22 protein-coding genes are annotated in these 24,218 nt (G+C 73.9%); 12 read left to right on the top strand and 10 right to left on the bottom strand.

Annotation, left to right across the window (positions count from 1 at the left end; all coding sequences use genetic code 11):
* Window positions 1-46: 46 nt before the first annotated feature.
* Entirely contained in the window at window positions 47-1,264 is a 1,218-nt protein-coding gene (gene thrS / locus GCE86_RS29550; RefSeq protein ID WP_204341691.1) for a threonine--tRNA ligase, read from the bottom strand.
* 523 nt (window positions 1,265-1,787) lie between these two features.
* Here thrS and GCE86_RS29545 point away from each other — a divergent pair.
* Both GCE86_RS29545 and GCE86_RS29540 read left to right on the top strand, forming a co-directional pair.
* Window positions 1,788-2,420 (top strand): DedA family protein, encoded by a 633-nt coding sequence (locus tag GCE86_RS29545; protein ID WP_154229940.1) that lies wholly within the window; start codon window positions 1,788-1,790, stop codon window positions 2,418-2,420.
* Window positions 2,421-2,509: 89 nt separating this feature from the next.
* Window positions 2,510-3,199, top strand: coding sequence for a DUF998 domain-containing protein (locus tag GCE86_RS29540; protein WP_154229939.1), 690 nt, complete (start codon window positions 2,510-2,512; stop codon window positions 3,197-3,199).
* On the opposite strand, the gene GCE86_RS29535 is transcribed toward GCE86_RS29540, so the two are convergent.
* Complete coding sequence (locus tag GCE86_RS29535) at window positions 3,177-4,580, bottom strand: NAD(P)H-quinone dehydrogenase (RefSeq protein ID WP_154229938.1); 1,404 nt, start codon at window positions 4,578-4,580, stop codon at window positions 3,177-3,179. The two genes, GCE86_RS29540 and GCE86_RS29535, sit on opposite strands and share 23 nt — an antisense overlap.
* Window positions 4,581-4,745: 165 nt before the next feature.
* Between GCE86_RS29535 and GCE86_RS29530 the strand changes: the two genes are divergently transcribed.
* Entirely contained in the window at window positions 4,746-5,201 is a 456-nt protein-coding gene (locus tag GCE86_RS29530) for a gamma-glutamylcyclotransferase (RefSeq protein WP_154229937.1), read from the top strand.
* 72 nt (window positions 5,202-5,273) lie between these two features.
* Here GCE86_RS29530 and GCE86_RS29525 read toward each other — a convergent pair whose 3' ends face one another.
* Genes GCE86_RS29525 through GCE86_RS29510 form a run of 4 tightly spaced genes read right to left on the bottom strand, consistent with a single transcriptional unit; the run spans window position 5,274 to window position 8,643 of the window.
* The gene (locus GCE86_RS29525; RefSeq protein WP_154229936.1) at window positions 5,274-6,236 is read right to left on the bottom strand and encodes a GNAT family N-acetyltransferase; all 963 of its coding nucleotides are present in this window, start codon (window positions 6,234-6,236) and stop codon (window positions 5,274-5,276) included.
* Window positions 6,237-6,278: 42 nt separating this feature from the next.
* Window positions 6,279-7,022, bottom strand: coding sequence for an SCO6745 family protein (locus GCE86_RS29520; RefSeq protein WP_154229935.1), 744 nt, complete (start codon window positions 7,020-7,022; stop codon window positions 6,279-6,281).
* Window positions 7,023-7,065: 43 nt separating this feature from the next.
* Complete coding sequence (locus GCE86_RS29515) at window positions 7,066-8,007, bottom strand: hypothetical protein (RefSeq protein WP_154229934.1); 942 nt, start codon at window positions 8,005-8,007, stop codon at window positions 7,066-7,068.
* A 6-nt stretch (window positions 8,008-8,013) separates the two neighbouring features.
* Window positions 8,014-8,643, bottom strand: a complete 630-nt coding sequence (locus tag GCE86_RS29510; RefSeq protein WP_154229933.1) for an MBL fold metallo-hydrolase — start codon at window positions 8,641-8,643, stop codon at window positions 8,014-8,016.
* A 122-nt stretch (window positions 8,644-8,765) separates the two neighbouring features.
* Between GCE86_RS29510 and GCE86_RS29505 the strand changes: the two genes are divergently transcribed.
* On the top strand, window positions 8,766-9,734 hold the full coding sequence (locus tag GCE86_RS29505; RefSeq protein ID WP_154229932.1) for a DUF4349 domain-containing protein: 969 nt from the start codon (window positions 8,766-8,768) through the stop codon (window positions 9,732-9,734).
* Here the strand turns inward: GCE86_RS29505 and GCE86_RS29500 are convergent.
* Both GCE86_RS29500 and GCE86_RS29495 read right to left on the bottom strand, forming a co-directional pair.
* Window positions 9,691-10,950: an amidohydrolase gene (locus GCE86_RS29500; RefSeq protein ID WP_154229931.1), complete on the bottom strand. Its 1,260-nt coding sequence runs from the start codon at window positions 10,948-10,950 to the stop codon at window positions 9,691-9,693. The genes GCE86_RS29505 and GCE86_RS29500 overlap by 44 nt on opposite strands.
* A 638-nt stretch (window positions 10,951-11,588) precedes the next feature.
* Entirely contained in the window at window positions 11,589-13,172 is a 1,584-nt protein-coding gene (locus GCE86_RS29495) for an acyl-CoA mutase large subunit family protein (protein WP_154229930.1), read from the bottom strand.
* Between the two features lie 204 nt (window positions 13,173-13,376).
* Between GCE86_RS29495 and GCE86_RS29490 the strand changes: the two genes are divergently transcribed.
* The gene (locus GCE86_RS29490; protein WP_154229929.1) at window positions 13,377-15,392 is read left to right on the top strand and encodes a serine/threonine-protein kinase; all 2,016 of its coding nucleotides are present in this window, start codon (window positions 13,377-13,379) and stop codon (window positions 15,390-15,392) included.
* A 49-nt stretch (window positions 15,393-15,441) separates the two neighbouring features.
* Window positions 15,442-17,106, top strand: coding sequence for a phospho-sugar mutase (locus GCE86_RS29485; protein WP_154229928.1), 1,665 nt, complete (start codon window positions 15,442-15,444; stop codon window positions 17,104-17,106).
* Window positions 17,107-17,207: 101 nt separating this feature from the next.
* Here the strand turns inward: GCE86_RS29485 and GCE86_RS29480 are convergent, their stop codons facing one another.
* Both GCE86_RS29480 and upp read right to left on the bottom strand, forming a co-directional pair.
* Entirely contained in the window at window positions 17,208-17,885 is a 678-nt protein-coding gene (locus GCE86_RS29480; RefSeq protein ID WP_154229927.1) for a GOLPH3/VPS74 family protein, read from the bottom strand.
* Window positions 17,886-18,028: 143 nt separating this feature from the next.
* Window positions 18,029-18,661, bottom strand: a complete 633-nt coding sequence (upp, locus tag GCE86_RS29475) for a uracil phosphoribosyltransferase (protein ID WP_154229926.1) — start codon at window positions 18,659-18,661, stop codon at window positions 18,029-18,031.
* Window positions 18,662-18,797: 136 nt separating this feature from the next.
* Here upp and deoC point away from each other — a divergent pair, with 136 nt between their 5' ends.
* The 6 genes from deoC to GCE86_RS29445 all read left to right on the top strand — a co-directional run bounded on the left by deoC (window position 18,798) and on the right by GCE86_RS29445 (window position 24,133).
* Window positions 18,798-19,757 carry a deoxyribose-phosphate aldolase gene (gene deoC, locus GCE86_RS29470; RefSeq protein ID WP_154229925.1) on the top strand — a complete coding sequence of 320 codons (960 nt, stop codon included), beginning with the start codon at window positions 18,798-18,800 and terminating at the stop codon, window positions 19,755-19,757.
* Between the two features lie 5 nt (window positions 19,758-19,762).
* Window positions 19,763-21,193 carry an aldehyde dehydrogenase family protein gene (locus GCE86_RS29465; RefSeq protein WP_154229924.1) on the top strand — a complete coding sequence of 477 codons (1,431 nt, stop codon included), beginning with the start codon at window positions 19,763-19,765 and terminating at the stop codon, window positions 21,191-21,193.
* On the top strand, window positions 21,186-22,010 hold the full coding sequence (locus GCE86_RS29460; protein WP_154229923.1) for an aldehyde dehydrogenase family protein: 825 nt from the start codon (window positions 21,186-21,188) through the stop codon (window positions 22,008-22,010). Before GCE86_RS29465 ends, GCE86_RS29460 begins: the two co-directional genes overlap by 8 nt.
* An 81-nt stretch (window positions 22,011-22,091) precedes the next feature.
* A complete protein-coding gene (locus tag GCE86_RS29455) occupies window positions 22,092-22,739 on the top strand; it encodes a hypothetical protein (RefSeq protein WP_154229922.1) in 648 nt (215 codons plus the stop codon).
* Between the two features lie 49 nt (window positions 22,740-22,788).
* Window positions 22,789-23,217, top strand: a complete 429-nt coding sequence (locus GCE86_RS29450; protein ID WP_154229921.1) for a BlaI/MecI/CopY family transcriptional regulator — start codon at window positions 22,789-22,791, stop codon at window positions 23,215-23,217.
* Between the two features lie 10 nt (window positions 23,218-23,227).
* Window positions 23,228-24,133, top strand: a complete 906-nt coding sequence (locus tag GCE86_RS29445; RefSeq protein ID WP_154229920.1) for a M56 family metallopeptidase — start codon at window positions 23,228-23,230, stop codon at window positions 24,131-24,133.
* Window positions 24,134-24,218: the final 85 nt, after the last annotated feature.

Genomic DNA, 24,218 nt, shown 5'->3' with positions numbered 1-24,218 from the left:
CGTGAACGCCACGAGCGGCGACCCGGCCGGGACGGCCCGCCCGCCCTCAGCCGGCCGGGAGCAGGTCGGCCGAGCGGGCGGCCACCACCGCGCCGATCAGGGCGAGCGCGCCGGCCGCCGGCAGCGGGTCGAGGCCGCGCCCGTCCCGCAGGCGCAGGGCCACCGACCCGTCGGCGGCCTCCCGGCGGCCGACCACCCCGACGTACGGCACCTTGCGCCGGGACGCGTCGCGGATCCGGGCGCCCAGCGAGCCGGCCAGGTCGACCTCGGCCCGCAGCCCGGCCGCCTCCGCCCGGCCGCACAGGTCCACGGCCGCGTCGGCCTGCCCGTCGTCGACCGGCAGCACCACCAGCTGCACGGGGGCGTACCAGGCCGGGAAGGCGCCGGCGTGCACCTCGATGAGGTACGCGAAGAGCCGCTCCATGCTGCCGACCAGGCTCCGGTGCACCATGACCGGCCGCTTCCGGCGCCCGTCCGCGTCGGTGTACGACAGGTCGAACCGTTCCGGCTTGTCGAAGTCGAGCTGAACGGTGGAGATGGTCGACTCCCGGCCGGCCGCGTCCACGATCTGGATGTCGATCTTCGGGCCGTAGAAGGCGGCCTCGCCCGGGCCCTCGTCGTAGTCCACCCCGTCGAGCGCGGCACGCAGCAGTTCCTCGGCCCGCGCCCAGTCGGCGTCGGCACCGACGTACTTCTCCCCCGGCCCGCGCAGCGACAGCCGGAAGCCGGCGGGTCGCACGCCGAGCGCCGCGTGCGCCTCGCGGATCAGCCGGAGGATCTCGCGCACCTCGTCGCCGACCTGCTCCAGCGCGCAGAAGTTGTGCGCGTCGTTGAGCGAGATGGCCCGCACCCGGGACAGCCCGCCCAGCACCCCCGAGCGCTCCGCCCGGTACATCCCGCCGATCTCGGCGACCCGCAGCGGCAGCTCCCGGTAGGAGCGGCCCCGGGCGCGGAACACCAGCGCGTGATGCGGGCACAGCGCGGGCCGCAGCACGAACTCGTCGTCGGCGCTCAGCCGCATGGGCGGGAACATGTCGTCGGCGAAGTAGCCGAGGTGACCGGAGAGCTCGAACAGCTCCCGTTTGCCCAGCGGCGGCGAGTAGACGTGCCGGTAGCCGGCCCGGCGCTCCAGCTCCCGCACGTACTCCTCGACGGCGTGCCGGGCGGCGGCGCCGGCCGGCAGCCAGATGGGCAGCCCGGCGCCCGCGAGGGGGTCGGAGACGAACAGCTCCAGGTCCCGGCCGAGCCTGCGGTGGTCGATCATGTCGCTCTCCTTGATCGGGTACGACCCGGAGGCGAGCTGAGCCGGAACGCCGCGAGGCCCCGGAGCGGATCGCCCCGGGGCCTCGTCGACGGAAACGTCAGTGCGGCGCGCCGGGAACACCCGGCGTCGTGGTCCTCACCGCGCTGCGCATGCGGCGACGGTACGCGCGGCGGCACGGCGGAGGCACCTGGATTTCGCGACGCACCCGGCGGTGGTGCGGTGGGGGCGGGTCGCCGGCACGGGACCTGCCGGCGACCCGCGGCGGCCCGGACGTCGGGAACGGGGGACCCGACGTCTCCGGAGCCGCGCGCCGACAACGGTACGCCGCGGACGGGCGATCCGCCGCCCGGCCCGGCGGCCGACGCGGCCGCGACGGGTCGTCACATTCCATGGCGCCGCCTCGTTGAACACGAGTGGCCTGCGGGTGTCGGCCGTCACCGCGGGGCAGGGCCGTCCGCGGTGACGGCCGACACGCCGTCAGGCTCGGTGCGGTCGAACGGGGAACTCCGGCGAGGTGGCGGTCGTGGCCGAACTCATCTCTGACGTCGCGTCGCCCACCTGGGCGTACGCGGTGCTGCTCACCCTGCTGGTCGCCGACGCCTTCGTGCCGGTGGTGCCCACCCAGGTCGTCATGATCACCAGCGGGGCGCTGACCGTCTACGGCGGGCTCAGCCTGCCGCTGACCATCGCCGTCGGGGCGCTCGGCGTCTTCGCCGGCGACCTCGCCTGCTACCTGCTGGGGCGCACCGCCCCGACCCGCCGCGAGCCCCGGCACACCGCGCCGGGCCGGGCCCGCCGGGCCGCCGCCCGGGTCACCCGGGGACTGCGCGAACCGGGGCCACTGGTGATCCTGCTCTGCCGCTTCGTGCCCGGTGGCCGGATGGCGGCCTGCTTCTCGGCCGGGCGCAGCCGCTACCCGTACCGCCTCTTCGTCCCCTACGAGGCCGCGGCGGCCACGTGCTGGGCCGCGTACGGGACGCTGGTCGGCCATTTGGGCGGCGCCGCGCTGACCGAGTCGGCGTGGCGGCTGTTGCTCATCGGCGGGGCGGCGGCGGCCGGGTTTGCTGCGGCGGGCTGGGCCATGACGGTGATCAGCGCCCGCCACTCCCGCACCGAGGCCGAGATCACGGTCGAGGAGCCGACGGCCACTCACTGACGACCCGTGGCCTGTAGGGGGCGACCCCGGGGGCGAAGTGGGTGGTGGTCCCCGATCCGTTTCGGGCGGTTCCGGCGACAGGCTGAGGCATGCCTGGAACCCGGAGCAGCGGTCTGCTGGCCCTTGGCGGGATCGCCCTGGCGGCGGTCCTCGCCGTCCTCGGTCACCTGGAAGTGAACGACAACCTGGATCCCTGGTCGCTTACCGTCAGCGACTTCGCCGTCTCCGACCGGGGCGGCGTCATCGACACGGCCATGGCGGTGCTGGCCGCGGCCACCGTCGTACTCCTGCCGGCGCTGCGCCGGGCCGGCACGGGCCGATTCGCGGGAGCGCTGCTGGTGGCCTGGTCGGGCGGTCTGCTGGCCGCCGCGCTGGTGCCCACCAACGAGCCGGGCCTGCCCATGGACACCGCCGCCTACGTGCACCGGTACGCCTCGGTGGTGGCCTTCCTGGCCCTGCCCGTCGCCGGCTGGCTGCTCGCCCCGCGGCTCGGCGGGCGGGCCGCCGGGTGGGTGCGCGGCCTGGCCCTGACCAGCCTCGTGCTGGCCGCGGCCATGATCTGGTCCGCCTACCCGGGCGACCGGGAGCTGATCGGCCTCGTCGAGCGCCTGCTCATCCTCGCCGAGGTCGCCCTGCTCGCGGTGGTCGCCGGCACCCTGCTCCGCCACCCCGCCCGCCGCGATCATGGAGTCGTGGCACCGAACGAAAGGCGCGCACCGGCATCAACTGGGTGCCACAACTCCATGATCGGCGAGGTCACTCCAGCTCGTGGAGCATGAGCTGGCGGGCGGCCTCGGTGATCGAGCCGGACAGGCTCGGGTAGATGGTGATGGTCTGGGCCAGCTCGTTGACGGTGAGGTTGTTCTCCACGGCCATGGTGATCGGCAGGATCAGCTCGCTGGCCTTCGGCGCGACCACCACACCGCCGATCACCTGCCCGCTGGCCGGCCGGCAGAACAGCTTCACGAAGCCGTCGGCCAGGTCGTCCATCTTCGCCCGGGCGTTGCCGGAGAGCGGCAGCATCACCTGACGGGCCGGGACCTTGCCGGCGTCGACCTCGTTCTGCGAGACGCCGACGGTGGCCAGCTCGGGGTCGGTGAAGACGTTCGCCGCGACGGTACGCAGCCGCAGCGGCCGGACCGCCTCGCCGAGCGCGTGCCACATGGCGATCCGGCCCTGCATGGCGGCGACGCTGGCCAGCAGCAGCACCCCTGTGCAGTCGCCGGCCGCGTAGATGCCGGGGACGTTGGTCCGGGAGACCCGGTCGACCGTGACGTAGCCGCCCCGGGCCAGCTCGACGCCGTACTCGGCGAGGCCCAGGTCGGCGGTGTTGGGGATCGAGCCGACCGCGATGAGCGCGTGCGAGCCGGCCACCACCCGGCCGTCGGCGAGCGTGACCTCGACGCCGTCGCCGATCCGGCGGACCGCCTCGGCCCGGGAGTTGTTGAGGATGGTCATGCCCCGGTTCCGGAACACCCGCTCGATCGCGGACGCGGCGTCGGCGTCCTCGTGCGGCATGACCCGGTCCCGGCTGGAGACCAGGGTGACCTCGACACCCATGGCCAGGTAGGCGCTGGCGAACTCGGCGCCGGTCACGCCGGAGCCGACCACGATCAGGTGCTCGGGCAGTTCCCGCAGGTCGTACACCTGGCGCCAGGTGAGGATGCGCTCGCCGTCGGGCACGGCGGTGGGGAGCTGGCGCGGGGTGGAGCCGGTGGCGATCAGCACGGTCGTGGCCGCGATCGAGTACTCGGCGCCGCCGTCGGCCGGGGTGACGATCACCCGGTGGGTGTGACCGAGCGTGTCCTCGCCGAGCCGGGCGGAGCCGGCGACGAACTCGACGCCGGCCTTGACCAGCTTGGCGTGGATGTCGGCGGACTGGGCCAGGGCGAGCCGCTTGACCCGCTCGTGCACCGCCCGGGCGTCGACCGTGACGGCCTCCAGCCCGTCGGAGTGCACCCCGAACTCCTCGGTGTCCCGGTAGCCGGTGACCACCTCGGAGCTGGCGATGAAGGTCTTGGACGGCACGCAGTCGGACAGGACGCAGGCGCCGCCGGCCCCCTCCGCCTCGACCACGGTGACATCAGCGTCCAGCTGGGCGGCGACCAGCGCCGCCTCGTACCCGGCCGGCCCTCCGCCGATGATCACGATCTGGCTCACTGAGCCGTCCTTTCGCTCGCGCCTGCGGGGCTCCGCTCCGCTGCACTCCTCGCGCTCACCGCGCTCGCCCCCGATCAATGCTCACAGTGACTTTCTTCTCGCCGTCGCGCTCGACACGCACCGTCGTATTCTCCCCCACCCGTCGGCCGGGCTATCGTCATCGCCGTGCGTCTTTACGCCGCTTACGGCTCAAACCTGGACCCCGCCCGCATGCGTGCCTACTGTCCGCATTCGCCGATGGTGGACACCGGCTGGCTGGAGGGGTGGCGGCTCACCTTCGCGGGCGAGGACGTCATCGGCTGGGAGGGCTCGGTCAGCACGGTCGTCGAGTCGCCGGGTGACCGGGTCTTCGTGGCGCTCTACGACATCCACCCGTACGACGCGGCCCAGCTCGACGAGATCGAGGGTGTGACCTCGGGGACGTACCGGAAGCTGACCGTCCGCGTCTCGACGCTCGACGGTGACGTGACCGCCTGGGTCTACGTCTTCGACGGTTACGAGGGCGGCCTGCCGACGTCGTGGTACCTGTCGGAGATCGCGAACGCGGCCGAGAAGGCGGGCGCGCCGGACGACTACGTCACCGAGCTGCGGTCCCGCCCCACCGGCACCGCGTCCGCGTAGCGCGTCTCCCACCCGTTCAGTCTGCTCCGGCGCTCTGCCCGGGCGGGCGGCGGCCCCGCGCCGGGTCGCGTATCACACACCCGCGGCGGGGACGCTGCGCTCGTACATGTCGGTCCAGCGCGCCTCGGTCAGCCCGACCGAGCGGTAGAGGGTGACCGGGGTGGTGGGGTTGGCGAGGTCCACGCCGAGACCGGCCTCGACCCGGCCCTTGGCGGCGTAGCCGGCGAAGGCCCGGCGCAGCAGCGCGGCCCCCACCCCGCGCCGGCGGTGGGCGGGCAGCACGGACAGCGTCCGGACCCAGCCCATGTCCTGGTCCAGCGCCTGGTCGGAGGACTGGAGCGCGCCGGCCGGCTCCCCGTCGACCTCGGCCAGGAACCACTCGTCCCAGACCTTGCCGTACGACGGGAGCTGCTCGCGCCACGCGTCGAAGTCGACGGGCTCGTAGTCCGGGGTGTCCCGGAACGCGGTGTCGAAGATCCGGTGGAACAGCCGCAGGTCGGCCTCGTCGTCGGCGCGCAGCGGCCGGATCGTCACCCCGGCCGGGAGCGCCGGCTCGGCGGGCAGGTCGGCGAGGGAACGGGTCATCCGGATGTAGCGCTTGAGCCGGGTGAAGCCGGCCTCGACCAGCTCCTCCGCCCAGCGGGTCTCCGGCGCGAAGACGGCGGTCCGGGCGGTGAGGGCCGGCAGGCCGCGCTCGGCGGCCCGCTCGGCAACCCGGTCGAGGAGCCGGGCCAGCAGCGAAGCGCGCAGGTCCGCGCCCCGGTCCGGGTCGACGTAGACCTCGACGAACTCCCGGCCCACCCCGGTCGGGTTGCTCAGGATCGTCCAGCCGACGGCGACGCCGTCCGGGTCGGTGACCAGCCACGAGTCGCGGGCCATGTCGACGAAGGGCGCGGTCAGGGCGTCCCGCACGTCCTCCGCATCGAAGTCGGGGTAGCCGACGGCGAAGGTGTCGGCGGCGTGCACCACCGTGAGGATCGCGGGCACGTCGTCGAGGGTGGGGCGGCGGGCGGTCCAGCCGGCGGGGATCGTCACGCGCCAGATCCTGGCAGCCACCCCGGGGGCCGCGCTCCCCATTTATCCGCCGCCGCGGACGTGCAGCCGCGCGGCGGTGAGCAGGTTCAGCAGTTCGGCGCCCTCGCCGGGGCCGAGCGCCCGGAACGCCGGGGACACCAGCCGGTCGGTCACCGCCTCGGCCCAGAGCCGCCGGCGCACCAGGGGCCCCACCGGCGGGTACGGCGGTGACCAGCCGCACGCGGCCGCCCCGGCGTCCCCCTCCGGCCCGGCCAGCACCGCCTCCAGCGGTGTCATGCCGGCGGCCCGCACGGCCAGCAGGTACGCCCCCGCGAAGTGCTCGCGGAGCAGCAGCAGCGCGACGGCCGCCTCGGCGCCGGGCGCGGGGTCGTCGACCGGCATGGCCCGCCAGGCGGCGAAGAGCGGCATCCCGCTGCTGTCGGCCGCGTCGACCACCCGCCGCAGCAGCCCGGCGAGGCGGGACGTCTCCGGGGCGTCGCCCAGGTTGGTCGCGCCCCACCGGCAGCACTCGGCCAGGTTCGCGCCGGCCACCTCCAGGGGCGGGACGGTGCGCACGGCCGCGTCCCAGCCGTCGGCGACGGCCTCCGGGGCGATGAACCCGAGCGCGGCGGCGACGGTCTCGGCGCGGACGTCGCCCAGCGCGCCGGCCCGGCCGGTGATGTAGAAGGCCCAGCCGGAGATGCCGAGCAGCCGGGCCCGGCGCAGCGTCGACGGGCAGCGGGAGAACGCCTCCCCGAGCTCCAGCACCAGCGGCTTGCTGGCCGCGGCGACCTGCTCCGGGGTCATCGGCGGCCCTCCACCGTCCGTCCACCGTGGTCATTCATCACGGTCAGTCTGCCTCGGGACCACCCTCCGCGGCATCCTCCTCTTCGGCGTCCAGCGCCTCCAAGGCGGCCTCCACCTCACCGGTGCGCCGGCGGGCCGCGGTGAGCGACCGTTCCGCGCCGCGGCGGGCCAGCTTGGCCCGGCTCAGTTCCTGCTCGGCCACGGCGCGGCGGCGTTCCAGCTCGGCCAGCTCGGTCTCGATCCGGTCCAGCGTCGTCACCCCGTCCCGTTCCGCGTCGGTGGCCTCGCCCAGCTCCGTCTCGGCCCGTTCCTGGTCCTCCCGGGCCTTCGCCAGCTCGCGTTCCACGGCCCGGCGGCGCTTCGCCCGCTCGGCCCGGGCCGCCCGCTCGGCGGCCCGCTGGTCGCGCGTCCGGCGGCTCTCGGCGCGCTCGGCCGCCCGGTCGGGTACGGCGGGCTCCTCCTCGCCACCACCGGTGACCAGGCGCAGCTGCGGCCGGGGCACCTCGCCGAACCCGGCGTAGTGGGTGGACCGCAGCAGCCGGCCGGCGCGTACCTGTTCCGCCACCTCGGTGTCGGAGAGCGCGGCGTTCAACGTGGCCTCGACCTCACCGAGCGGCAGCTTCCCGACCGGCGGGGCGGCCGGCTCGGCGGCGGCCAGCTTGCGTACCTCGGCGACGAGCGCGCCCACGACGGCCCGGCGCTGCGCGGAGAGTTCGCGGAGCTTGCCGCCGCGCAGGTCGCGCTGCGCCGCGCGGAGCGACTCGGCGAGCTGCGCCAGGTCGGCGACCAGCTCCGGCCGGCGGATGGCGAGCAGGTTGACCAGCCAGGCGGCGACGGTGGGCCGGCGGAGCTTGCCGATCTCCCGGGCGCCCTTCGGGTCACCGGCCTGGCGCGCCTCGGTGACCGCGGCGTCCCGGGCCGCGACGAACCGGTCCGGCGGCGTCGCGTAGAGCCGCTGGACCAGGTCGGGGGGTGGACCGGCCATCCGTGCTCAGGCGTCGATCCGGGTGCCCGGTTCCAGGCGCCGGTACTCGGTCTTCGACAGCGCGGTGTACTGCCGGTCGAGCACACCGAAGCCGTTGTCGTTGAGCAGCGCGTCGTGCAGCGCGAACGCCCGCCGCGGTGCCACCGCCCGGATGAAGTCGACCACCTCGGAGAACTTCGACCAGGGCGCGTGGATCGGGGCGAAGAGGGTGTCGACCTGCACCTCGTCGGGGACGACGAGCGCGTCGCCCGGGTGGTAGACGACGTCGTTGATGAGGTAGCCCAGGTTCGGGACGACGGGGATGTCCGGGTGGATGACCGCGTGCTGGCCGCCGTAGGCGCGGACCGCCACCCCGGCCGCGGTGAACGATTCGCCGGGCGTGACCACGGTCAGCGCCTCGGCGGCGTCGCCGAGGACCTTGGCGAGCGAGCCCGGCCCGTAGACCCGGGCCGGCCGCCGGGACAGCGCCCGGGTCAGCGCCTCGACGTTCACATGGTCCGGGTGCTCGTGGGTGATGAGCACGGCGTCCGCCCCGTCCAGCGCCGCCGGATCACTGAAGACCCCGGGGTCCACGACCAGCACTCCTCCGTCGTGCTCCAGCCGCATGCAGGAGTGGGCGTACTTGGTGAGCTGCATCGTGACTCCTCGATTATCGAATCGTGACGTCCTCAGCGCAGTCTGCCGGAACCGGCGCGGTGTCGCGTCGCGTCCGACGTATCGGTCCCGCAGCGGGGCCGTCGAAGGATCGGAGCGCGGACATGAGGATACGGGACAGTCGCCGCCGGGGGCTCGCGGCGGCCGGACTGCTGGTGGTGCTGGCCGCCGGGGCGTGCAGCTCGGACGGTGGGGGGACCGACAACACGGGCTCGGCCGCGCAGCCGCCGGCGGTGGCGGGCGGGGACGCCGCGGGCGGGGACGCGGGGGCGCGGGACCAGGACGCGCCGCAGAAGGCGCAGTCCGGTGCGGGCGGCGCGGACCTGCGGGTCGACCAGCGGGCGATCATCTACACCGGAACGCTCCAGGTACGGGTGGACGACGTGGAGCGAGCGGCCCGCGAGGCGAGCACGGCGGTGACGGCGGCCGGCGGCTTCGTCGGTGGCGACCAGCGCAACAGCGACTCCGCGGATGCCCGGGCCGAGCTGACCCTGCGCGTGCCGGCGGCACGGTTCACGACCGTGCTGGAGGCGTTGACCCGGCTGGGCGAGCAGGAACGGCGCGAGGTGCGGACCGAGGACGTCACCGAGGAGACCGTCGACCTGGACGCCCGGATCGCCACCCAGCGGGCGCGGGTGGACAGCGCCCGGCGCCTGCTGGCCCGGGCCACCTCGATCACCGACCTGGTCACGCTGGAGAACGAGGTGGGCCGCCGGGAGGCGGACCTCGCCTCGCTGGAGGCGAAGAAGCGGCGCCTCGACGACCTGACCGCGCTCTCCACCATCACGGTGACCTTCCTCGGCCCGGAGGCCGCGGCGGTCGAGGAAGAGGATCTCGGCTTCCTGACCGGGTTGCGCGGCGGCTGGTCGGCGTTCCTGGGCACGCTGCAGGTGGCGCTCACCGTGCTGGGTGCGGTGCTGCCCTTCGTGGTGGCGATCGGCGTGCCGGTGGGGCTCGTGCTGGCCCTGGCCCGTCGGCGCGGTCGCCGTACGCCCCCGGGCGCCCCGGCGGCGCCGGACGGCCCGGTGCCTAGCGGGCCGCCGCCAGTGCCCGCAGCGCGGTCTGGACCATGAGGCGTACGCCGACCGGGATGGCGCGCTCGTCCACGTCGAACGAGGCCCGGTGCAGGTCCACGTTGGGCCCGTTCCGGCCGACGCCGAGGCGGGCGAGCGCGCCGGGCACGTGCTCCAGGTACCAGGAGAAGTCCTCGCCGCCCATGCTCTGCGGCGTCTCGGCGATGCCCTCGGGCCCGAGGGCGGCCGCGGTGGCGGCGGTGAGCACGCCGATGGCCCGGGCGTCGTTGGTGACCGGCGGGCGGCCGCGCAGGTACTCGAGGTCGACGGTGGCGCCGGTGGGTGCGAGGACGTCCCGCACCACCTGGGCCACGATCTTCGGGGCCTGGTCCCAGGTGTCCCGGTCCATCACCCGCAGGGTGCCGGCGGCGCAGGCCTCGGAGGGGATGACGTTGTAGCGGGTGCCGGCCGAGGCGTGGCCGAACACGAGCAGCAGCCCGCTGTTGGCCGGCACCCGGCGGCTGACCAGGGTCGGCACCTCGGTGACCAGCCGGCCGAGCGCGTCGACCAGGTCGACGGTCAGGTGCGGGCGGGCGGTGTGCCCGCCGGGGCCGGTGAGCCGCACGGTGACGTTGTCGGCGGCGGCCGTGATCGGGCCGACCCGCAGGCCGACCTTGCCGACCGGCAGGTTCGGGTCGCAGTGCACCGCGAAGATCTGCACGACGTCGTCCAGGCCGCCGGCCTCGATGACCTCCAGCGAGCCGCAGGGCAGGATCTCCTCGGCGGGCTGGAAGATGAGCCGCACCCGGCCGTCGAGCTGGCCGAGGTCGGCGAGCTGGGCGAGCAGCATGCCCACGCCGAGCATCACGGTGGTGTGCACGTCGTGGCCGCAGGCGTGGCAGACGCCCTCGACGGTCGACCGGTACGGCACGTCCTTCGGGTCGCTCAGCGGCAGCGCGTCGATGTCGGCGCGGAGGGCGATCACCGGGCCGTCCGGGCGCCCGTCGATGTCGCAGATGACGCCGTTGCCCTTGGGCAGCAGGCGCGGCTTCAGCCCGGCGAGGGAGAGCTCACGGTGGACCAGGGCGGCCGTCTCGAACTCTTCGCCCGACAGCTCCGGGTGGGAGTGGATGTGACGGCGGGTGGCGATGAGGCCGGGTACGCGCAGCGCGAGCAGATGGTCGAGCTCCAGGGGCAGGGGCTGGGACCCGGTCGGCGCCTCCGGCCAGGACGACGCCAGCTGGCTGCCGGAGGGCAGCGTCATCGCACTCGTCACGTCGAATTCTCGATCACTAGAGATGGATGGATCATCGGGGAGAACAGCAGACAGCCTAGACCTCCGGCGGTGACGCTGCGCAACATCTTTCGCGTAGCGGTCGGACCGCGTAGCGTCACGAATGCCCTGGTGAGAGGGCCCGAATATCTGCGGGACAGCAGGTAGATCGCGGTCGAACGCCGTCATCTGCCCCACACCTCCTACAACGCGTAACCGATTCAACGGTCACCAAATACCGGGCCGTCGTTCCGAATTGTCGCATTAGTCGCGACAATTAACTGCCGGTCGGGCGATTGCGCGTCAACGGTCGGCTGTCGGGCGACTCCTGACGGTGACATGCCGCCCCCGAGTGCGACCGCACTGGCTGTCCGTCCCGTTCCCCGACCGGGTTACCCGCAATCCCCATCCGCACACGCGGGCCGGCTGCGGCCACGCTGCCCGACGGTCGAAGGAGCGGTGCCCGGGCGGCGTCGCCCGGGAAGGATCCGCGCCGAGCCGTCACCGCCCCACCGCGTGTGGGGAGACCATCGACTGTACGCCGCCTGCGGAACGTACGCCCAGGTCAGAGCCCGTCGGGAACGCGACGGCGGCCCGCGCCCGACACCCGACGGGGTGCCGGCGGGGCCGCCGTCGAGGAGTTAGAACCGGTCGCTCGGCCGGTAGATCCCCCACACGTCGCGCAGCGTCCCGCACACCTCACCGACGGTGGCCCGAACGCGCAGCGCCTCCCGCATCGGGTAGAGCACGTTGGCGTTGCCCTCGGCCGCGGCGCGCAGCTCGGCCAGCGCGCGCTCGACCGCCCCGGAGTCCCGCTGGGCCCGCAGCTTCGCGAGCCGCTCGGCCTGGCCGACCTCGATGGCCGGGTCCACGCGCAGCGGCTCGTACGGCTCCTCCTCGTCGATCTGGAACCGGTTGAGCCCGACCACCACCCGCTCGCCCGAGTCGATCTCCTGGGCGATCCGGTACGCGGACTGCTCGATCTCCCGCTTCTGGAAGCCGGCCTCGATGGCGTCGACCGCCGAACCGTGGTCGAAGACCCGCTGCATCAGCTCGTCGGCGGCCGTCTCCAGCTCGGCGGTCATGGCCTCCACCACGTACGACCCGGCGAACGGGTCGACGGTGGCGGTCAGGTCCGTCTCGTAGGCCAGCACCTGCTGGGTGCGCAGGGCCAGCCGGGCCGCCTTCTCGGTGGGCAGCGCGATCGCCTCGTCGAAGCTGTTGGTGTGCAGCGACTGGGTGCCGCCGAGGACCGCGCCGAGGCCCTGCACCGCCACCCGGACCAGGTTCACCTCCGGCTGCTGCGCGGTGAGCTGCACACCCGCGGTCTGGGTGTGGAACCGCAGCATCATCGACTTCGGGTTCTTCGCCCCGAACTCGTCGCGCATGAGCCGGGCCCAGATGCGCCGGGCCGCCCGGAACTTGGCGACCTCCTCGAGCAGGGTCGTGCGGGCCACGAAGAAGAACGACAGCCGGGGCGCGAAGTCGTCGACGGCCAGCCCGGCGGCGAGCGCCGCCCGGACGTACTCCACGCCGTTGGCCAGCGTGAACGCGATCTCCTGCGCGGGCGACGCGCCGGCCTCCGCCATGTGGTAGCCGGAGATGGAGATGGTGTTCCACTTCGGCACCTCGGCGCGGCAGTACGCGAAGGTGTCGGCGACGAGCCGCAGCGAGGGCTTCGGCGGGAAGATGTACGTGCCCCGGGCGATGTACTCCTTCAGGATGTCGTTCTGGATGGTGCCGTTGAGCGCCGCGCCCGGCACCCCGGACTCCTCCGCCACGAGCTGGTAGAGCAGGAGCAGCACCGAGCCGGGCGCGTTGATGGTCATCGACGTGGAGACCTTGTCCAGCGGGATGCCGTCGAAGAGCGTCCGCATGTCCTCGATGGAGTCGATGGCCACACCGACCTTGCCCACCTCGCCGTGCGCGATCGGGTCGTCGGAGTCGTACCCCATCTGGGTGGGCAGGTCGAACGCGACGGAGAGGCCCATGGTGCCGGCGCGCAGCAGCTGGTGGTAGCGGGCGTTGCTCTCCGTGGCGGTGCCGAAGCCGGCGTACTGCCGCATCGTCCACGGCCGGGAGGTGTACATCGTCGGGTAGACCCCGCGGGTGTACGGGTACTCACCCGGGCCGCCCAGCCGGGAGTCCAGGTCCTCCGGAAGGTCGGCCGCCGTGTAGACGCCCTTGATCGGGAAACCCGACTCGCTTGACCGCGCTTCGCTCATTACCGGATGGTAGGACGCGGTCGCCGATCGTTGGGTGAGGGATACCGCACACCACGACGGCGTGCCTGGACCAGAGGTGAGTACCTGGCCACATACGGTCGAGTAGGTAAACGTCCGCCGCGTCGGGTTTCGCATCGGGCGTCGGAACCAGCAAGATAGGGGGGTTGTGTCCCAGCCCCCTCGATATCCCCCGGTGGCTTTTCTGTGACTCAGATCCCGACGTGGAGCGGCGGACCCGCAAGTCCCCCCACTGGACGCGCAGCACCCGGCACCACCATCGGTGGTCGCTACTCGCTGCGCTCGCCCGTGGGCAACGGCGGCATGGGCACGGTCTGGCGCGCGACAGACACCCTGCTGCGCCGCGACGTGGCCGTGAAGGAGGTCGTCCTCCCGCCGGGGCTCGCCCCCAGCGACCGCGACGCGCTGTACGAGCGGACCCTCCGCGAGGCCCGCGCCGCCGCCGCGATCCAGCACCCCGCCGTGGTCCAGGTCTACGACGTGGTCACCGAGGGTGGCCGCCCGTGGATCGTGATGGAGCTGCTGGACGCGCGCAGCCTGGCCGACATGGTGATCGAGGACGGGCCGGTCGCGCCCCGGGCGGTCGCCAAGATCGGCATCGCCCTGCTCGGCGCGCTGGAGGTGGCGCACGCCATCGGCGTGCTGCACCGCGACGTCAAGCCCGCCAACGTGCTGATCTGCACCGACGGCCGGTGCGTGCTCACCGACTTCGGCGTGGCCCGGATGCCCACCGACGTGCAGCTCACCACGCCCGGCATGGTGCTCGGCTCGCCGCACTTCATCTCCCCCGAGCGGGCCATGGGCCAGGATTTCGGCCCGCCCAGCGACCTCTTCTCGCTCGGCGTGACGCTCTACACCGCCGTGGAGGGGCGCCCCCCGTTCGACAAGGGCGACCCGATCGAGACCATGCACGCAGTGGTCGAGGACCCACCGGCCACTCCACAGCGCAGCGGCCCGCTGACCCGGGTGCTGATGGGCCTGCTGGAGAAGGACCCGGCCCGCCGCCTGGACGTGCACACCGCCCGGGGCATGCTGCGCGAGCTGCTCGCCGGCCCGCTGACCAGCACCGCCACGGCGGTCAACTCGGTCACCGACCCGTACGCCGTGGTTCCGGTCCAGCGGCCGGCGACGCCGCCGGCGATCATCACTCCCGAACCGAAGCCCGGCGGCCAGATCGGCGGCCGGGCGATGATCGGGCCCGGCGAGTCGCTCACCGACCGGCTCGCCGCGCTGCGCCGCGGGGAGCGGCCGGAGTCCGCGCTGGCCGGTGGCGCCGCGCTCGACGAGACCAGCGCCGACGCGCTGGCCGGGCCGCTGCACACCCCGACCGGGGCGATGTCCGGGCCGGGCGCGGCGCCGGACGCCACCCAGCGGCTCGGTCCCACCGCCGCGCCGGACGCCACCCAGCGGGTCCCCACCGGCCACCCGGACGCCACCCAGCCCGTCTACGGGCGTGGCGCCGACGCCACCCAGCCGGTCCACGGCGGCAATCAGTGGTCGGTGCCGGGCACCGGTCAGCCGTGGACGACGGCACCGGGTGCCCCGCCGGCCGGCGGCGGCACGGTCGGCCGGGCCAAGGGTGCCGGTGGCCGGCTCGTCAGCCGGGTCAAGAGCTGGCCGCGCAAGGTCCAGCTCGCCGCCGCCGGTGGCGTGGCCGTGCTGCTCCTGGTCAGCGTGATCGCGCTGACCAGCGGCGGCGACGACGCGCCCCCGCCGATCGTGGGCACGCTGCCCTCGACGTCGGCCGAGGCCCCGCCGGTGGAGATGCAGGCGCAGCAGGTCAAGGGCGTCAACGTGCAGGTGCCGAAGGGCTGGGACCGCAAGACCGGCGGAGTGTTCGTCGATTTCGTCGACCCGGACACCGAGGGCCGCAAGGTGCGCATCCTCGCCGAGGAGTGGAGCGGCACGTCCGTCAGCTGGGCCGAGTTCGCCTCCCGCAACCTGCGCGACAAGAGCAAGTCGTGCGCCAAGCCCTACGAGCAGTTGGCGATGAGCGAGCCGACGCTCGCCGGCAAGGCCGCCGCGGAGTTCGAGTACACCTGCGGCGACGGCGACGCGAAGCGGCACGGCATGTGGCGCGGCGTGGTGCAGGACGGCAAGGTCTACTCGTTCTACCTGACCGCGAACGAGGCCGACTTCGCGGCCAGCAAGCCGATCTTCGACGCGATGGCGCGGTCGTTCCAGTTCACCGGAGCCAACTGAGTCGAGGCCGACGGCCGGTGGTGATCCGCCGCCATGCTTTCATGAGGCAATGGCGGCGGACACCACTGACCTTGACGACCTTCGCGCCCGGGCCGAGCGCTGGCTCGACGACGACCCCGACCCGGCCGACCAGGACGAGCTGCGCGCCGTCCTCGCCGGGCTGCCGGGCAGCGCGCCCGAGCTGGCCGACCGGTTCGCCGGCCCGCTGACCTTCGGCACCGCCGGGCTGCGCGGCCCGCTGCGCGCCGGCCCGAACGGCATGAACCTCGCCGTGGTCACCCAGGCCGCCGCCGGGCTCGTCGGCTGGCTCGCGGCCCAGGGCGGCGAGGGCCCGCTGGTGATCGGGTACGACGCCCGGCGCGGCTCGCGGGCCTTCGCCGAGCGCACCGCCCAGGTGGCCACCGGCGCGGGTCGCCCCGCGCTGCTGCTGCCCCGCCCGCTGCCCACCCCGGTGCTGGCCTTCGCGGTGCGGCACCTCGGGGCGGTGGCCGGCGTGATGGTGACGGCCAGCCACAACCCCCCGCAGGACAACGGCTACAAGGTCTACCTGGGCGCGCAGCTCGGTGGTGAGCTGGGCGCGGGCGCGCAGATCGTGCCGCCGGCCGACGCCGGCATCGAGGCGGCCATCCGGGCGGTCGGCCCGCTGGCCGAGGTGCCGCTGGGCCCGCCGGGCCAGGTGCTCGGCGACGACCTGGTCACCGGGTACGTGGAGTGGGCCGCTGCCGTGGTCGACCCGGCCGGCCCGCGGGACCTGAAGGTGGCGTACACGCCGTTGCACGGGGTGGGCGCCGCGGTGCTGACCGCCGCGTTCGCGCGTGCCGGATTCGCGACGCCCGGCGTGGTGCCCGAGCAGGCCGAGCCGGACCCCGACTTTCCGACGGTCAACTTCCCCAACCCGGAGGAGCCGGGCGCGGTCGACAAGCTGGTCGCGCTGGCCGGCAGCACCGGCGCGGACATCGCCATCGCCAACGACCCGGACGCGGACCGGTGCGCGGTGGCCGTGCCGGCGGACGGAAGCTGGCGGATGCTGCGCGGCGACGAGGTGGGCGCGCTGCTCGCCGACCACCTGATGCGGCGTGGGGTCACCGGCCTCTACGCCACCACGATCGTCTCCTCGTCCCTGCTGCGGGCCATGGCCGCGGCCCGCGGGCTGCCCTATGACGAGACGCTGACCGGGTTCAAGTGGATCGTCCGGGCCGGTGGCGGCCGGGAGCCCCTGGTCTTCGGCTACGAGGAGGCGCTCGGCTACTGCGTCGCGCCGGAGCACGTCCGGGACAAGGACGGCATCACGGCCGCGCTGACCGTCGCCGAGCTGGCCGCCGGCCTGAAGGCCCAGGGCCGGACGCTGACCGACCGGCTCGACGAGCTGGCCGCCGAGTTCGGCGTGCACCACACCGATCAGCTCTCGGTCCGGGTGGACGACCTGCGCCTGATCGCCGAGATGATGACCCGGATCCGGGCGGCCACCCCGGCCGCGCTGCTCGGGCACCCGGTCACCGAGGTGTCCGACCTGCTCCCCGAGTCGGACGTGGTGATCCTGCGCACCGACACCGCCCGGGTGGTGATCCGCCCCTCCGGCACCGAACCGAAGCTCAAGGCGTACCTGGAGGTGGTGGAACCGGTCACCGGGGGCGACGTCCCGTCGGCCCGCCACCGAGCGCAAACGGCGGTGACGGCCCTCCGCCGAGAGATCGCGGCCGCCCTGGGCCTCTGACCCGCGCCACGTCGGCGGTGATCATGAAGTTGGCGGCGTCGGCAATCGCTTTCCCTGCCGCCAACTTCATGATCGACGGGCGAGGCCGGGGGCCCAGGCCGTCAGGGGCGCTTGCCCAGGGCGGCGTCCACCGCTTCGGCCAGGGCGGCGATCACCAGGCTCACCGAGGGGCGGACGACGCTGTCGTCGATGCTCACCGTGCCCGAGAAGCCGGCGCCCGCCGCGATCTCGTCCAGGCGCTTGCCGGCGTCCTCGGCCGCCGTGCCGGTCAGGCCGAGCGCCGGCTCCATCCGCAGCACCGCGACCAGCGTGGCGAGCGCGGCGGTCCGCTCGTCCGGGAGCTGCCCGCCGGTCAGCGCGTCGGCCAGCCGCTGCCGGATGTCGGCCTCCACCGAGGCGTCCGCCACCGGGTAGCGGTGCACGTGGATGAAGCCCAGCTCGGTCTCGTCGACGTCGCGGACCACGCCCCGGCCGCAGAGGTCGCCGAGGATCCGGTCGCGCAGGCCGTGCCGCAGCCGCTGCACCCACGACGACGGGGTGTGCGGGGTGTCGGCGGCGATCCGGGCGAGGACCTCGTCGGCGATCGGCTCGCCCGTCGGGGCCGGGTCGAGGACCGCCAGGTTCCCGTCGGCGTACGCGATCCGGCCGGCCAGGGCCAGCTCGACGAGCACCGCGGCGGCCATGCCCAGGTCCAGGCTGATCCGCGGCATGATCGCCTTGCCGGTTTCGTCGTCATAGGCGAGCAGCAGCAGCTCTTCGGCGAGCGCAACACCAGTCATGGCCCGGAACGCTAGCGCCTCCCCGCACGCCGGGGGAGCCAACGCGCCCGCCGCGCGTCGATCATGGAGTGGTGGCGCCGGATTGCGGGCGGTAGGTGACGCTTGTCCGCTGCCACAACTCCATGATCGACGGCTGGGTCGGGTTAGAAGCGGGGCATGCCGCCGAACTGGCGGTCGCCGGCGTCGCCGAGGCCCGGGACGATGAACATGCGGTCGTTCAGGCCCTCGTCGATGCTCGCCGTCACCAGGCGCAGCGGCAGGCCGGAGCGCTCCAGCCGCTCGATGCCGACCGGCGCGGCCAGCACGCAGAGCACGGTGATGTCGGTGCAGCCGCGGTCGGCGAGCAGCCGGCAGCAGTGCTCCAGCGAGCCACCGGTGGCCAGCATCGGGTCGAGCACCAGCACCGGCAGGCCGGTGAGGTCCCGGGGCAGCGACTCCATGTACGCGCGGGGCTCGTACGTCTGCTCGTCGCGGGCCAGGCCGACGAAGCCCATCGACGACTCGGGCAGCAGGCCGAGTGCGGCGTCGGCCATGCCGAGACCGGCCCGCAGCACCGGCACCAGCAGCGGCGGGTTCGCCAGCCGCGTGCCCTCGGTGGCGGTGACCGGGGTCTGGATCGAGTACTTCTCGACGGGGAACGAGCGCGCGGCCTCGTACACCAGCATGGTGGTGAGTTCGTGCAGCGCAGCCCGGAACGACGCCGAGTCGGTCCGGGCGTCCCGCATGGCGGTCAGCCGCGCCTGGGCGAGCGGGTGGTCAATGACGTGTACGTCCACGATCGCTCAACCTACCGGTCGCGGGGCGGGCGCATCGCGGGTGCGGGCGGACCAGCGACGCCGCTCACGTGCGAGCGCCGCTGCGGGCCCGCCGTGACCAAGATCACTCGACGCGCGGGTGCGTAGTATTCGAGGCATGACGGCGACAGCGACGTCGGCCCGGTCGGAGCTCTCCGAGCTGGGACGATCCGAGACCGCTCTGCGGACCTTCCTGCACGGCCTGCCCGGCGTGGACCAGGTCGGCGCGGAGCAGCGGGCGGCACAGCTCGGCACCCGCTCCATCAAGACCACCGCGAAGGCCCAGGCCATCGACCTGGCGATCCGGATGGTCGACCTGACCACCCTCGAGGGGGCCGACACCCCCGGCAAGGTGCGGGCGCTCGCCGCCAAGGCGCTGCGCCCCGACCCGGCCGACCCGTCCTGCCCGCACGTCGGCGCGGTCTGCGTCTACCCCGCGATGGTCCCCCACGTGGCCGAGGTGCTGCGCGGTTCCGGCGTGCACCTGGCCAGCGTGGCGACCGCCTTCCCGTCGGGCCAGGCGCCGCTGGAGGTCAAGCTCGCCGACACCCGGGCGGCCGTCGCGGCCGGCGCCGACGAGATCGACATGGTGATCAACCGGGGCGCGTTCCTGGCCGGCCGCTACAAGGAGGTCTACGACGAGATCGTGGCCACCAAGGAGGCCTGTGGTGACGCCCACCTCAAGGTGATCCTGGAGACCGGCGAGCTGGCCACCTACGACAACGTGCGCCGGGCGTCCTGGCTGGCCATGCTGGCCGGCGGCGACTTCATCAAGACCTCCACCGGCAAGGTCCCGGTCGCCGCCACCCCGCCGGTGACGCTCGTGATGCTGGAGGCGGTCCGCGACTTCCGCGCCGCCACCGGGCGGCAGGTCGGCGTGAAGCCGGCCGGCGGCATCAAGACCACCAAGGACGCCATCAAGTACCTGGTCATGGTCAACGAGACCGTCGGCGCCGACTGGCTGGACCCGGACTGGTTCCGGTTCGGCGCGTCCAGCCTCCTCAACGACCTGCTCATGCAGCGCACCAAGCTGACGACCGGCGTCTACGCCGGCCCCGACTACTTCACCCTGGACTGAGCGCGATGTTCGAATACGCACCCGCCCCCGAGTCGCGCTCGGTGGTGGACATCAAGCCCTCGTACGGGCTCTTCGTCGACGGCAAGTTCGTCGACCCGACCGACGGCGGCAGCTTCAAGTCGATCAACCCGGCCTCCGAGGAGGTGCTGGCCGAGATCGCCGAGGCCGGCAGCCAGGACGTGGACCGGGCGGTCCGCGCCGCCCGCGCGGCGTACGAGAAGGTCTGGGGTCCGATGCCGGGCCGGGACCGGGCCAAGTACCTGTACCGGATCGCGCGGATCATCCAGGAACGCTCCCGCGAGCTGGCCGTGCTGGAGTCGCTGGACAACGGCAAGCCGATCAAGGAGTCCCGCGACGTCGACGTGCCGCTCGTCGCCGCGCACTTCTTCTACTACGCCGGCTGGGCCGACAAGCTGGAGCACGCCGGCTTCGGCGCGAACCCGCAACCCCTTGGGGTTGCGGCGCAGGTCATCCCGTGGAACTTCCCGCTGCTCATGCTGGCCTGGAAGATCGCCCCGGCGCTCGCGGCCGGCAACACCGTGGTGCTCAAGCCGGCCGAGACCACCCCGCTGACCGCGCTGCTCTTCGCCGAGATCTGCCAGCAGGCCGACCTGCCGGCCGGCGTCGTCAACATCGTCACGGGCGCCGGCGAGACCGGCCGGGCCCTGGTCGAGCACCCGGGCGTGGACAAGGTCGCCTTCACCGGCTCCACCGAGGTCGGCAAGGCCATCGCCCGGGCGGTCGCCGGCACCCGCAAGAAGCTGACCCTGGAGCTGGGCGGCAAGGCCGCCAACATCGTCTTCGACGACGCGCCCGTCGACCAGGCCGTCGAGGGCATCGTCAACGGCATCTTCTTCAACCAGGGGCACGTCTGCTGCGCCGGCTCCCGGCTGCTGATCCAGGAGTCGGTCGCCGACCGGGTGCTGGAGTCGCTCAAGCGGCGGATGGCGCAGCTCCGGGTCGGCGACCCGCTGGACAAGAACACCGATATCGGCGCGATCAACTCGGCCGCGCAGCTCGCCCGGATCCGGGAGCTGTCCGAGGCCGGCTCGGCCGAGGGCGCCGAGCGCTGGTCGCCGCCGTGTGAGCTGCCGGACCGCGGCTTCTGGTTCGCGCCGACCATCTTCACCGGTGTCACCCAGGCGCACCGGATCGCCCGCGAGGAGATCTTCGGCCCGGTGCTGTCCGTGCTGACCTTCCGCACCCCGGCCGAGGCCGTGGAGAAGGCCAACAACACGCCGTACGGGCTGTCGGCCGGGATCTGGACCGACAAGGGCTCCCGGATCCTGTGGATGGCCGACCGGCTGCGCGCCGGCGTGGTCTGGGCCAACACGTTCAACAAGTTCGACCCCACCTCGCCGTTCGGCGGCTACAAGGAGTCGGGCTACGGTCGCGAGGGCGGCCGGCACGGGCTGGAGGCGTACCTCAATGTCTGAGCGGGTCGCGGTACGCAAGACGTACAAGCTCTTCATCGGCGGGAAGTTCCCGCGCAGCGAGTCGGGACGGTCGTATCTCGTGCAGGACTCCAACGTGTCGCTGGCCTCGCGCAAGGACGCGCGGGACGCCGTCGTCGCCGCCCGGGCCGCCGTGAAGGGCTGGGCCGGGGCGACCGCGTACAACCGCGGTCAGATCCTCTACCGGGTCGCCGAGATGCTGGAGGGCCGGCGGGACCAGTTCGTCGCCCTGGGCGCGTCCGCCGACGAGGTGGACGCGGCCATCGACCGCTGGGTCTGGTACGCGGGCTGGTCCGACAAGCTCCCCCAGGTCTACGGCGGTGCGAACCCGGTGGCCGGGCCGTACTTCAACCTCTCCGCGCCCGAGCCGACCGGCCTGGTGGCCGTGGTGGCCCCCGAGTCCCCGGCGCTGCTCGGCCTGGTCAGCGTGATCGCCCCGGCGATCGTGACCGGGAACACCGTGGTGGTGGCGGCCTCCCCGTCGGCGCCGCTGGCGGCCGTGACCCTGGCCGAGGTGCTGGCCACCTCCGACCTGCCGGGCGGAGTGGTCAACATCCTCACCGGCCGGCTGTCCGAGACCGTGCCGACGCTGGCGGCGCACATGGACGTCAACGCCATCGACCTGACCGGGGTCGCCGACGCCGAGCTGGCGGCGGAGCTGGAGGTCAAGGCCGCGGAGAACCTGAAGCGGGTGCTCCGGCCGGCCCCGGCCGACAACGACTGGTACGCCGACCCGGGCGTCACCCGGATGACCACGCTCCTGGAGACCAAGACGGTCTGGCACCCCAAGGGCGTCTGACCCCGTACCGAACGGGAAGAGTGGCCTCCGCCGAGCGGACGGCCACTCTTTCCGGTGCGGGCCTGCCCTACCCTGCTGGGCGTGATCAACCCCTTTCCGGCCGTCGAGAGCCGGGCGACGCGCGTCGTGCTGAGCCTGCTGGCCCTCGGTGTCGCCGCCGCCGGCACGCTCTGGCTCGTCGACCTGTCCGGTGCCGCCGCCGGAGCCCGGGCGGCGCAGCGGCACTGGCACCCGCACGGCTACGCCCAGATCCTGTTCTTCCTGCTCGCGGTGCCGATCGGCACGCTCGTGCACACGCCGCCGGCCGCCGCGGCCGGGCTGCCGGTCCGGCGGGCGTGGGCCACGACCGGGCTGCTCCTGGGGTACGGGGTGCTGGTCGCCGCGGCGGCCTGGGCGGTCGCCCCGCTCGCCCCGGCCCAGGTCGGCGGCGGCCGGCGCGACCCGTCCGGCCTGTATCCCGCCTGGCTCGCCTGCGTGCTGCTGTCGGTGGCGGTGCTCGCCTGCGCCGGCGGGCTGTTCGTCCGGCCGACCCGCCGCGCGGACCCGCTCGACTTCCGCCCGCCCTCGGCCCGCCGCCGGGCGGCGGCGGCCGGCACCGACCGGGCCACCGAGCCGCGCCGCCGCATCAGCGGAGCGCTGTTCACCACGGCGGTGTTCGCCTGGGTGATCGGGGCTCCGCTGCTGGTTCTCCTCCTGCTCCGGGGCCTGGCCGACTGGGCGGTCGGGTAGCCCCCTGCCGGCCTGCGGGGTCACCTACTACGCGAGGTAGGATTACGGGGTGACTCGGCTCGGTGATCTGGAACGTGCGGTGATGGACGTGCTGTGGGACTCGGTCCCCGCCACGTCGGACGGCGTGACCGTACGCGAGGTCGCCGACGCCCTGGACGGGCGCGAGCTGGCCTACACGACGGTGATGACCGTGCTCGACCGGCTCGCCGGCAAGGGCATGGTGCAGCGCGAGCGGGAGGGGCGGGCCTGGCGTTACCGGCCGGCCGCCACCCGCGAGGCGCACATCGCCCAGCTCATGCTCGACGCTCTCGACCTCGGTGGCAGCCGGGACGCCGCGTTGGTGCGCTTCGCCCGCTCGGTGACCGGCACCGAGGCGGACGTGCTGCGCGCGGCGCTCAGCGCCGAGGCCGGGCTGACCGACCGGGTCGAGGACCCGCGGGCCGGTGGCCCGGCGCTCGACGAGGCGACGGACCGGTAGGGCGGCCGCCGTGGCGTACGCCCTGCACTTCGCCGCGACCATCCTGGCCTGCTGGCTGACCGCGCAGGTCCTGGCCGCCGCGCGGTGGACCTGGCAGGCCCCGCGGGTGGCGATCGTCTGCTGGCAGGCGGTCGGGCTGGCGCTCGGCCTGTCCGCCATGGGGCTGCCCATGGCGCTCGGGCTGAGCGCGTACGGGCTGCCGACCGGTAGCGCCCTGCTGACCCTCGTCGACGACCTGGCCCACGGCACCCTGCCGGCCGGGCTGGGCGCGCTGCACCTGGGCCTCGTCGGGGTCGGCTTCGGCATCGGCGCGGTGCTGCTCACCACGACCGTGCGCAGCATCCACGGCAGCGTCCGCGCCCAGCGCCGGCACCGGGAGCTGCTCAGCCTGGTCGCCCGCCGCGACCCGACCGTGCCCGGCGCGCTGGTGCTCGACCACCCGAGCGCGGCGGCGTACTGCCTTCCCGGGGTGAAGCCGCGGGTGGTCGTGAGCGCCGGCACGCTGAGCCTGCTCGACCGGGCGGAGCTGGCGGCCGTGCTCACCCACGAGCGCGCGCACGCCCAAGAGCGGCACGACCTGGTGCTGCTCCCGTTCACCGCGCTCTGCCGGGCGCTGCCCTGGTTCCGCTGGGTGCGGGACGCGCACGAGCGGGTGGCGCTGCTGGTCGAGATGCGCGCCGACGACAAGGCCCGTGAGCTGCACGCGGGGGAGCCTCTGGCGGGTGCGCTGCGCCGGTTCGCCGCCGCCGGGCACCGGGTCACCCCGGCCGGCACGCTGGGCCTGGGCGACCGCGACCTCGACGTGCGGATGCAGCGGCTCATGGTCGCGGACGAGCCGCCGCGGGTGCTCGGCGCCACTGCGCTGTCGGTCGCGTCCCTGCTGGTCGCCCTGCCGATTTCCCTCTTCCTGAGCTGACCGACGGGAACCCGGCCCGGCGCCGCCACCGGGCCGCATAGGTAGCGAGACTACGTGTAGGCTCGCTATGAGAAGCGAGTCAACC

Origin of the sequence: Micromonospora terminaliae, from assembly GCF_009671205.1 — a bacterium.
Classification (GTDB): Bacteria; Actinomycetota; Actinomycetes; order Mycobacteriales; family Micromonosporaceae; genus Micromonospora; species Micromonospora terminaliae.
This window is presented reverse-complemented; position numbering and strand designations above follow the sequence as displayed.